Annotated in this window: 11 protein-coding genes; 5 read left to right on the top strand and 6 right to left on the bottom strand. The window is 73.7% G+C overall.

All coding sequences use genetic code 11. The features are described 5' to 3' along the window. Positions 1-167 precede the first annotated feature (167 nt). The gene (locus tag WDV06_RS34820) at positions 168-1,667 is read right to left on the bottom strand and encodes a DEAD/DEAH box helicase (protein WP_395513822.1); all 1,500 of its coding nucleotides are present in this window, start codon (positions 1,665-1,667) and stop codon (positions 168-170) included. Positions 1,668-1,987: 320 nt separating this feature from the next. Here WDV06_RS34820 and WDV06_RS34815 point away from each other — a divergent pair, with 320 nt between their 5' ends. Beyond that, positions 1,988-2,191, top strand: coding sequence for a cold-shock protein (locus WDV06_RS34815; RefSeq protein ID WP_395513821.1), 204 nt, complete (start codon positions 1,988-1,990; stop codon positions 2,189-2,191). A gap of 64 nt (positions 2,192-2,255) precedes the next feature. Here the strand turns inward: WDV06_RS34815 and WDV06_RS34810 are convergent, their stop codons facing one another. From WDV06_RS34810 to WDV06_RS34800, 3 genes are all read right to left on the bottom strand, one after another. Further along, a complete protein-coding gene (locus WDV06_RS34810) occupies positions 2,256-2,459 on the bottom strand; it encodes a ferredoxin (RefSeq protein WP_395513820.1) in 204 nt (67 codons plus the stop codon). Positions 2,460-2,464: 5 nt separating this feature from the next. Further along, positions 2,465-3,664, bottom strand: a complete 1,200-nt coding sequence (locus WDV06_RS34805) for a cytochrome P450 (protein ID WP_395513819.1) — start codon at positions 3,662-3,664, stop codon at positions 2,465-2,467. 149 nt (positions 3,665-3,813) lie between these two features. After that, on the bottom strand, positions 3,814-4,158 hold the full coding sequence (locus tag WDV06_RS34800) for a thioredoxin family protein (protein WP_395513818.1): 345 nt from the start codon (positions 4,156-4,158) through the stop codon (positions 3,814-3,816). Between the two features lie 96 nt (positions 4,159-4,254). Here WDV06_RS34800 and WDV06_RS34795 point away from each other — a divergent pair, with 96 nt between their 5' ends. The 4 genes from WDV06_RS34795 to WDV06_RS34780 all read left to right on the top strand — a co-directional run bounded on the left by WDV06_RS34795 (position 4,255) and on the right by WDV06_RS34780 (position 7,048). Next, entirely contained in the window at positions 4,255-4,524 is a 270-nt protein-coding gene (locus tag WDV06_RS34795) for a hypothetical protein (protein ID WP_042813840.1), read from the top strand. 74 nt (positions 4,525-4,598) lie between these two features. Continuing rightward, a complete protein-coding gene (locus WDV06_RS34790; protein ID WP_395513817.1) occupies positions 4,599-5,219 on the top strand; it encodes a DUF7691 family protein in 621 nt (206 codons plus the stop codon). A gap of 148 nt (positions 5,220-5,367) precedes the next feature. After that, positions 5,368-5,724 carry a YciI family protein gene (locus WDV06_RS34785; RefSeq protein ID WP_395513816.1) on the top strand — a complete coding sequence of 119 codons (357 nt, stop codon included), beginning with the start codon at positions 5,368-5,370 and terminating at the stop codon, positions 5,722-5,724. 88 nt (positions 5,725-5,812) lie between these two features. After that, positions 5,813-7,048, top strand: coding sequence for an RNA polymerase sigma factor (locus tag WDV06_RS34780; protein ID WP_395513823.1), 1,236 nt, complete (start codon positions 5,813-5,815; stop codon positions 7,046-7,048). Here the strand turns inward: WDV06_RS34780 and WDV06_RS34775 are convergent. Together WDV06_RS34775 and WDV06_RS34770 are read right to left on the bottom strand one after the other, a co-directional pair. Next, entirely contained in the window at positions 7,038-8,498 is a 1,461-nt protein-coding gene (locus tag WDV06_RS34775) for a condensation domain-containing protein (RefSeq protein WP_395513815.1), read from the bottom strand. The genes WDV06_RS34780 and WDV06_RS34775 overlap by 11 nt on opposite strands. A gap of 71 nt (positions 8,499-8,569) precedes the next feature. Then, positions 8,570-8,695, bottom strand: coding sequence for a hypothetical protein (locus WDV06_RS34770; RefSeq protein ID WP_395513814.1), 126 nt, complete (start codon positions 8,693-8,695; stop codon positions 8,570-8,572). Between the last annotated feature and the right edge of the window lie 149 nt (positions 8,696-8,844).

Genomic DNA, 8,844 nt, shown 5'->3' with positions numbered 1-8,844 from the left:
CCCCCCGCCGGGCCCCCCCCCCCCGCGGGCCGCGCCGGCGGGGGGGGGGGGGGGGGGCGGGGGGGGGCCCCCCCCCCCCCCCCCCCCCCCCCCCCCCCGGGCCGTGGCGGCCCGGCGCCGCTGACGGCCCGCGGCCGGCGGCCCGTACCGCCGGCGGCCCGGCGGTCTCAGAGTCCCTTGCGGACCCGGGCCGCGCGGCGGGCCTCGGCGGCCTGGCGGGCTTCGATCGTCCTGCGGGACTCCTTGCCCCGGCCGGTCCGGCCCGGGCGGGTGCCGAGCCCGCGGAAGCCCAGCTCCGTACCGCTCGGCCGGCCCTTGGCGTCGGTCGGCAGCGCCCCGGACAGCGGGACCCCGGAGGGCTTGCGCGCGCCGGTGATCCGGCTCAGCGCCGCCTCGCCGGAGCGGACCTGGGTGATGGTAGGCCGGATCTTCGCGTCGGCCATCAGCCGGACCATGTCGCGCCGCTGGTTGGGCGTGACCAGGGTGACGACCTTTCCGGACTCGCCGGCGCGGGCGGTGCGCCCGCCGCGGTGCAGGTAGTCCTTGCTGTCGGCCGGCGGGTCCACGTTGACCACCAGGTCGAGGTCGTCGATGTGGATGCCGCGCGCCGCCACGTTCGTCGCGACGAGGACCGTGAGCTGCCCGTCCTTGAACTGGCCGAGGGTCTTCGTCCGCTGCGGCTGGGACTTCCCGCTGTGCAGGCCCTCCGCCCGTACGCCCATCGCCCGCAGGTGCTTCACGAACTGGTCGACGCCGTGCTTGGTGTCCAGGAACATGATCACCCGGCCCTCGCGCGCGGCGATCTCGGTCGCCGCCGAGACCTTGTCGGCCGCGTGGATGTGCAGCACGTGGTGGTCCATGGTGCCCACCGAGGCCGACTGCGGGTCCACGGAGTGCGAGACCGGGTCCTTCAGGTAGCGGCGCACCAGCTGGTCGACGTTGCGGTCGAGGGTGGCCGAGAACAGCATGTGCTGCCCGTCGTGGTGCACCTGGTCCAGCAGCTCGGTGACCTGCGGCATGAACCCCATGTCGCACATCTGGTCGGCCTCGTCCAGCACGGTGATCCGCACGCGCTCCAGGTGCACGTCACGCCGCTTCACCAGGTCGCTCAGCCGCCCCGGGGTGGCCACCACGACCTCGGCGCCGCTGCGCAGCGTCCCCGTCTGGCGGCCGATCGACAGCCCGCCGACGACGGTGGCCGTGCGCAGCCCCAGCGCCTGCGCGTACGGGGCCAGCGCCTCGGTCACCTGCTGCGCCAGCTCGCGGGTCGGTACGAGGACCAGGGCGAGCGGCCGCTTGGGGTCGGCCCGGCGGCCCGCGGTGCGGGCCAGCAGCGCCAGGCCGAAGGCGAGGGTCTTGCCGGAGCCGGTGCGGCCCCGGCCGAGGATGTCGCGGCCCGCGAGGGAGTTCGGCAGGGTGGCCGCCTGGATCGGGAAGGGCTCCCGCACCTGCTGGGCGGCCAGGGTCTCCACCAGCTCGGCGGGCAGTCCGAGTTCGTCGAACGAGGCCACCGGGGGCAGGGCCGGCGTGGACGTCCGCGGCATCGCGAACTCGCCCTGGGGGCCCAGGGTCCGCGGGGCCTTTCCGGCGCCGCCGCCCTTGGACCGGGTACCTGCCGACGCCGCGGCCTTGATGCCGAAACGCCCGTGAGCTGACGGGTTCTTCATGCAGAACCTTCCGTGAGGAGAACCGAGCGGGGGGCGAGGGGGCCGACACGGCGACGAGCCGGGGACCGCACCCCTCGGTACGGGTCCCCGGCTCGTCGTACGCGTCCGCACCGGGCGTGAGCGCCCCGCGCCTGAAGTCTTCCGGCCATTTTACCAGCGCCGCCGCCGGCGCAGGCGGGACCGGCTCCCCATCGGGTCGGATGGATGTTCGATCCGCCCCCGGTTGGCGGCGCCCGGAGTGTGGTCCGCGGGGCGGGTGGGCAGTATCGAGACGGCCGCGCAGGCGGCCCGAGCGGAACGTCGAGTGAGGATCAGTACCGATGGCAACTGGCACAGTGAAGTGGTTCAACGCGGAAAAGGGCTTCGGGTTCATCCAGCAGGACAACGGCGGCCCCGACGTGTTCGTGCACTTCTCCGCCATTCAGGCGCAGGGCTACAAGTCCCTCGACGAGAACGCCCTGGTGGAGTACGAGGTCACCCAGGGGGCCAAGGGCCCCCAGGCGGAGATGGTGCGGCCTGTCTGACCGGGCCCCGCGCCCCGCACGTGACAGCGGCCCCCGCCGGCCCGGCCGGCGGGGGCCCGCCGCGTCACCCCCGCTCCGCCTCCCGGACGGTGATCGCCGAGACCGGGCAGGCGCGGGCCGCCTCCCTGACCAGGGGGCTGCCGTGGCCGTCCTCGCGGCCGGGGAGCACCTCGCTGAGCCCGTCGTCGTCCTGGGTGAACACCTGGGGAGCGGTCAGCACGCACTGGCCCGCGCCGATGCAGACGTCCCGGTCCACGGAGATCCGCACGCCGCTCACCACGCCACCGGCAGCTCGACCATGCCCTGGATGGTGTCCCCGGGCTTGAAGGGGATCGTCTCGGGATCGGCGGCCAGGCGCAGGCCGGGCAGCCGCTCGAACAGGGTGCCGAGCGCGATCTCCATCTCGGCCCGGGCCAGGTTCTGCCCCAGGCACTGGTGGATACCGAAGCCGAAGGCCAGGTGGCGGTTGGCCGAACGGTGCCAGTCGAGCGCGTCGGGGTCCTGGAACACGGACTCGTCGCGGTTGATCACCGACGTGGAGAAGACCACCCCGTCACCCGGCCTGATCACGACCCCGCCCACCTCGATCTCCTCGGTGCAGACCCGCAGCATCGCGTCGGCGATCGACAGGAAGCGCATCAGCTCCTCCACCGCCCCCGCCATCAGCGAGGGGTCGGCCCGCAGCTCGGCCAGCCGCTCCGGGTGGCGCAGCAGGGTGAAGGTGCCGAGGGAGATCATGTTGGCGGTGGTCTCGTGCCCGGCGATCAGCAGGATCGCGGCCAGCGAGACCAGCTCGTCGACATCGGTCTCGCCGGTCTCCAGCCGGGTCTCGACCAGCTCGTCCAGCAGGCCCTCGCCCGGTTCGGACCGCTTGCGCAGGATCAGCTCCCGCAGGTAGTCCTGGAGCCGTTTGCGGGCGTCCTCGACGTCGGCGGGCCCGGGGCCGCGCAGCAGTCGCCGCGACTGGGCCTCGAAGAACTCGTGGTCCTCGTACGGGACCCCCAGCAGGGCGCAGATCACCATGGACGGCACGGGCAGGCAGAAGGCGCTGACCAGCTCGGCCCCGGGGCCCTCGGCCACCATCGCGTCGATCAGCCGGTCCACGGTCTCCTGGATGCGCGGCCGCAGGGCGGCGGCCCGCTTCACCGAGAAGCTGGGGATCAGCATCCGGCGCTGGGTGTTGTGCACGGGGTCGTCCTCGCCGAGCAGCGCCGTCCGCTGCCGGGTGATCCCCTGGAACCGGGCGCTGGGCAGGGGGAAGGACTCGTGGGTCCGGTCGGTGGACAGGCGCCCGTCCGCGAGCAGGGCCCGCGCCTCGGCGTGGCCGGTGACCATCCAGACGGTACGGCCGTCGAAGAGGGAGACCCGGGTCAGCGGCCGGGTGTCCCGCAGGGGCTGGTAGGCGGCCGGCGGGTGGTAGGGGCAGGTGCGGTCCTGCGGGAAGGAGAGGGCTGCGGGCAGGGTTTCGGACATGGAGAACAACACCTCGCAAGGGATGGTTCCGTCTCGCCGGGTCCATTACATGCCTCAGGCACCTATCCTACCTATGCCACTTTCGGCCAGCCTGCCCGAGTTCACCCTCAAGGGACCCCCCGGCCGCGCCGGGCACCCCACGGCACCCCCTACACCCCCGCGGCCTCCAGGAGGCCCCGCAGCTCCGCCGGCGTCATCGGGCCGGCGTGGGTCGCCACCGCCTCGCCCGAACGCAGCAGGACCACGGTCGGGGCCCCGGTCACCCCGTAGCGGCGGGTCGTCGCCGGGCAGCGGGTGATGTCCGTGCGCACGGCCGTCAGCCGGGACCCGTACTCCTGCGCCAGCTCCGCGACGACGGCGTCCAGCGCCCGCGAGGCCGCGGCGGCCTTCGGCCAGGTGCCGGTGAAGTAGGCCAGCACCGGACCCTCCTGCGCCATCGCGGTGATGAAGTCGAATTCCTGGTCCTCCAGGGGCCGGTGTACCCGACGGCTCATGGGCGGTGCTCTCCTCGGCTCGTGCCTGTGCTCCCCGCCAGCCTAGGCCGCGCGACGCCGGAGCCCGTTGTCAGTGGTGCCTGTGATCCTGGGCGCATGGACCTCAGCACTCCGCGCCGCAGGGTCTACGGCGCCGACCACGACGATCCCGATCCGGGCCCCCGCCCCGGGCACGCCTACGGCGAGCTCGTCGGCGGCCCCCTCGACGGGCTGCTCCTCGACGTCACCGGCTGGAGCCCCGCCCGGCTGGCCGAAGAGGCCCGCCTGCCCACCGAGATAGGCCGCTACGGACCGGGCGGCCGCGCGCACTACCGCCGACGCGCCGCGGACCCGGACCGCTGGGACTGGTCGGGGGACAGCAGGTAGCCGTCGGCGGCGCCGCTTCCGCCGGAAGGGCCCTGTTCGGGGAACATGGAGCATCGTCTGGGGAAGGAAGCGACGTGGGTCACCTTGTGATGAGCACCGGCAGCATGCGCGACGCGATGAGGCTGCTCACCGCCGTCGAGCGGACGCCCGAGCAGGAGCGGACGCTCGTCACCGTCCGGGAGCAGTGCCGCACCGTGGACGGCCGGCTGCACGCCCAGGGCATCGACCTCGACGTCTCGGTGGCCCAGGCCCTGGAGGAACTGCTCGACGGCGCCGTCACCGCGGAGCGGGGTCCCGGCTACCACTACGCGCTGCACGCCCTGATCTCCCCGTACTTCTCGGACACCCACGACCTCGGCGAGTGGCGGCGCCAGTCCTGGTTCTGGACGGTCGACGAGGAGGTGTCGCGCACCGGGCTCCCCGCCCGGCTGGCCCTCTCGCAGATCCTCCTGTCGGGGCCGCCCGTGCGGCTGCCGCCCGCCGGGGACAGCACCCCCTGGATGGGCACCTTCCCGACCGAGCTGGCCGCCGAGTTCGTCGCCGCGCACGAGGCGGTGCTGGGCCGGTTGGACCCGGAGGTCAGGGAGACCGTCGAGGTCTTCCTCAAGGCGATCCGCTGCGAGGCCGAGGCGTGGGCCTCCACGGCGGAAGGCCTGCGCTCGCGCCAGGACACGATGTTCTTCTGGTGCTCCTGACCGGGGTGCCGCCCCGGCGGGGCCGCCCGGCGGGCCGTCCGGAGGAATCCCGAGGAAATTTTCCGGGAGCTGTCGATTCCGGCCCCTCCCGTTCGACGCAGGGGTGAGAGGCGGGGACCGTCCCCGCCCTCCCGACCGAGGAGTCACCATGCCGCGCTTCCTGACGCTCATCCGCATCGACGAGCGGGACCTGCCCCCGCAGGACTTCCCCCCGGAGTTCGAGCAGCGCATGGGCGCCCTCCTGGAGGAGGTCACCAAGGCCGGCGTCATGCTCGACACCGCCGGACTGCTCCCCACCTCCCAGGCCACCCGCCTCGACTGGTCCGGCGGGAAGATCGGCTACACCGACGGCCCCTTCACCGAGACCAAGGAGGTCATCGGCGGGTACGCCCTCCTCCAGTGCAAGGACAAGGCCGAGGCCCTGGAATGGACCAAGCGGTTCCTGGAGACCCACCCGACGTCGTGGCACGTCGGAGCCGAGGTCCGCGAGATCCAGGAGATGTGAGCCCCGCCCGCGGGAGGCGGCCCGCCGTCCCCCGCGCCGCGTTTGCCCCGCCGGGTCACGGCTGCTCTGATGGGTGGCCGTGACGGCAGTGACCACGGCCCGGGCGGTCGAGACGGTGTTCAGGATGGAGTCCGCGCGGATCATCGCCGGCGTCACCCGCATCGTGCGGGACGTCGGCATCGCCGAGGAACTCGCTCAGGACGCCCTGGTGGCCGCCCTCGAACAGTGGCCCGTCTCCGGTGTCCCCGACCGGCCCGGTGCCTGGCTGATGGCCACCGCCAGGCACCGGGCCGTCGACCTCGTCCGCCGCAAGGAGACCTACGCCCGCAAGCTCGCCGAGGTCGGCCGCACCCTGGAGGACGTACCGCCGCCCGCCGAACCCGCCGACCCGGACGACATCGACGACGACCTGCTGCGGCTGGTGTTCACCGCCTGCCATCCGGTCCTCGCGACCGAGGCCCGGATCGCGCTCACCCTGCGCCTGGTCGGCGGGCTCACCATCCAGGAGATCGCCCGCGCCTTCCTCGCGCCCGAGCCCACCGTCGCCCAGCGCGTCGTCCGCGCCAAACGGGCCCTCGCCAGGGCCGGAGTACCCTTCGAGGTCCCCTACGGAGCCGACCGCGAGCAGCGCCTGGCCTCCGTCCTCGAAGTCATCTACCTGATCTTCAACGAGGGCTACGCGGCCACCGCCGGAGACGACCTCCTGCGCCCCGCCCTCTGCGAGGACGCGCTGCGCCTGGCCCGGCAGCTGGCCGCCCTGATGCCGCACGAACCCGAAGTGCACGGACTCGCCGCCCTGCTGGAGTTCCAGGCCTCCCGCACCGCCACCCGCACCGGCCCCGACGGCGAACCGGTCCTGCTCGCCGACCAGAACCGCTCCCGCTGGAACCGGCTCCTCATCCGGCGCGGCGTCGACGCGCTCCGGCGCGCCGGCAGCGGCCCCTACTCCCTCCAGGCCGCCATCGCGGGCTGCCACGCGGCCGCCGTCCGCTACGAGGACACCGACTGGACGGCCATCGCCACCCTGTACGGACGTCTCGTGCGCCTGCTGCCCTCGCCGGTGGTCGAGCTGAACCGGGCCGTCGCCGTCTCCATGGCCGAGGGCCCCGAGGCGGCCCTGCCGCTGGTGGACGCCCTCGCCGCAGCACCCGCCCTGCGCTCCTACCACCTGCTGCCGAGCGTACGGGGAGACCTGCTGGAGCGGCTCGGACGCGGACAGGAGGCCCGCGCCGAGTTCGAGAGGGCGGCCTCCCTCACCCGCAACGCCCGCGAACGGGACCTGCTGCTGGCCCGGGCCGCCGCCCTCCCCGGCGTCAGCCCCTGACCCCCGCCGCCCGCGCCCGCACGTCCGGCTCGGGCCGCCGCGGGGCCGTCAGACCGACCGGCCTGCGGAAGCCTCCCGTGCGGGCGACGCTCTGCACCGTCCCGCGCAGGGCCTCCTGGAAGTCGTCCATGGTGCGCCGCGCCGCCGGGGTGTCCACGTACAGGGAGTTCATGTGCAGCCCCTCCGCGTCCCGCTGGAACCACGAGCACGTCCCGTTGCCTGTGGCCGACCACACGTGGGTGGTAGGCCGCCACTCGTCGTGCCGCTCGGCGCCCGGACACCGGCGCATGTCGATGTACGAGAAGAAGTTCACCGCGTACGGCCAGGAGCGCAGGGCGAACTCCTCCGGGGCCAGCAGTTCCCAGGCCCGGACGAACGGCACGTCCAGGTGCCGCATCATCTCCCGGAAACCCTCCTGGACCCCCGCCACCACCTGGGCGAAGTCCTTGCCGGGGGAGGCGTCGAACTCGATCGGCAGGGTGTTGACGAACCAGCCCACCGAGTTGGTCCACGTCTCCCGCCCGCGCTCGCTGACGGGCATGAACCCCCGGTACACCCCCGGACCGCCGGCCTCGCGCAGACACACGGCGACGGAGGCGAGCAGCCCCATGAAGGGCTTCCCGCCGGTGTCCCGGCACACCTTCTCGAACACCTCGGCCTCGGCGGCGTCCAGCAGCCAGGAGGCCTCGTTGACGATCGGGTACATCCGGCCCGGCTCGACGCCCAGCTCCAGCGGGTAGCGCGGGAAGAACTCCCCGCCCCGCTCCATGAACGACTTCCAGTAGCCCAGACGTTCGTCGTCCGCGTCGATGGAGAGGTAACGGCGGCGCTGCTCGTCGGCGAAGTCGAGGTAGCTGGGCGCCGGCGGCAGCTCGGGCTCCTCGCCGCGCAGCAGCGCCTCGTACGCGGTGAGCACCTGGTGGGCGACGACCGGCATCGACATGCCGTCGCAGACGATGTGGTCGAACGCCAGGTACACGGTCGCGGATTCGGGGCGGACCACCGCGCCCATCACGAACAGCGGCCAGGACAGGGTGTCGATGCTCCGCTGGAAGCGCTCCGACAGGAACGCCCCCAGCCGCTCGGCGGAGCCGTGCACCGCCACCTCCTGTGCCTCCAGGGCCAGTTCGTCCGCCCGCAGTGGAGCGCACGACACCTCCCCGGCCAGGCGCAGGAACTCGCACCGCAGCACCTCGTGCCGCTGGACGAAGCCCAACAGGGCCCGCGCCAGCGCCCCTTCGTCCAGGGCGCCCTCGACCTCGAAGGTGACGGCCACCCAGGAGGCGACCCGGTCCCCGTCCGCGCGGCTCTCCTCGGCGACGGTGAAGTGCTTGTCCTGATTGAACGAAGCCCTCCGGTCCGCCGCTCCCGGAGCGGTCGTGGAGCGCAACCGCCACTCGACCAGGCGCCCCGGCGCCACGTGGTGCATCTCCAGCGGAAACTGCCGCATTCACGCCATCCCTTCGTCCCCCGAATCAGCCCCGAGCGCCTAACGACACCCGGACCGCGGAGGTGACGCCCTCACCTCCGCGCCCCCGCCCCGGCCGGCCGGCCCACCCGGTCCCAGAGGTCGAGCAGCAGTCGCACGGACCGCGAGCAGGAGGCGAGCTCCCAGGAGCGGCCGTCGCGGGACCACCGCTCCAGCACGTGCCCCAGGGCGGAGTCGCAGAAGGTGACGCGGGCCGCGTCGAGGACGAGGAGGCGGGGGGGGGGGGGGGGGCGCCCGGCGCGGCGGGGGGGGCGGCGGGGCCCCGCGGCGGCTACACATATAACAGCCCACCAGAACCCTTACGCGA

The sequence above is a fragment of the Streptomyces racemochromogenes genome, assembly GCF_044129415.1.
Classification (GTDB): domain Bacteria; phylum Actinomycetota; class Actinomycetes; order Streptomycetales; family Streptomycetaceae; genus Streptomyces; species Streptomyces racemochromogenes_A.
This window is presented reverse-complemented; position numbering and strand designations above follow the sequence as displayed.

Coding starts and splice junctions, on each gene's coding strand:
- WDV06_RS34795 (WP_042813840.1), top strand. CDS start 4,255: ATGGACCTCAGCACTCCGCGCCGCAGGGTCTACGGCGCCGACCACGAC.
- WDV06_RS34785 (WP_395513816.1), top strand. CDS start 5,368: ATGCCGCGCTTCCTGACGCTCATCCGCATCGACGAGCGGGACCTGCCC.
- WDV06_RS34800 (WP_395513818.1), bottom strand. CDS start 4,158: ATGAGCCGTCGGGTACACCGGCCCCTGGAGGACCAGGAATTCGACTTC.
- WDV06_RS34805 (WP_395513819.1), bottom strand. CDS start 3,664: ATGTCCGAAACCCTGCCCGCAGCCCTCTCCTTCCCGCAGGACCGCACC.
- WDV06_RS34775 (WP_395513815.1), bottom strand. CDS start 8,498: ATGCGGCAGTTTCCGCTGGAGATGCACCACGTGGCGCCGGGGCGCCTG.
- WDV06_RS34815 (WP_395513821.1), top strand. CDS start 1,988: ATGGCAACTGGCACAGTGAAGTGGTTCAACGCGGAAAAGGGCTTCGGG.
- WDV06_RS34820 (WP_395513822.1), bottom strand. CDS start 1,667: ATGAAGAACCCGTCAGCTCACGGGCGTTTCGGCATCAAGGCCGCGGCG.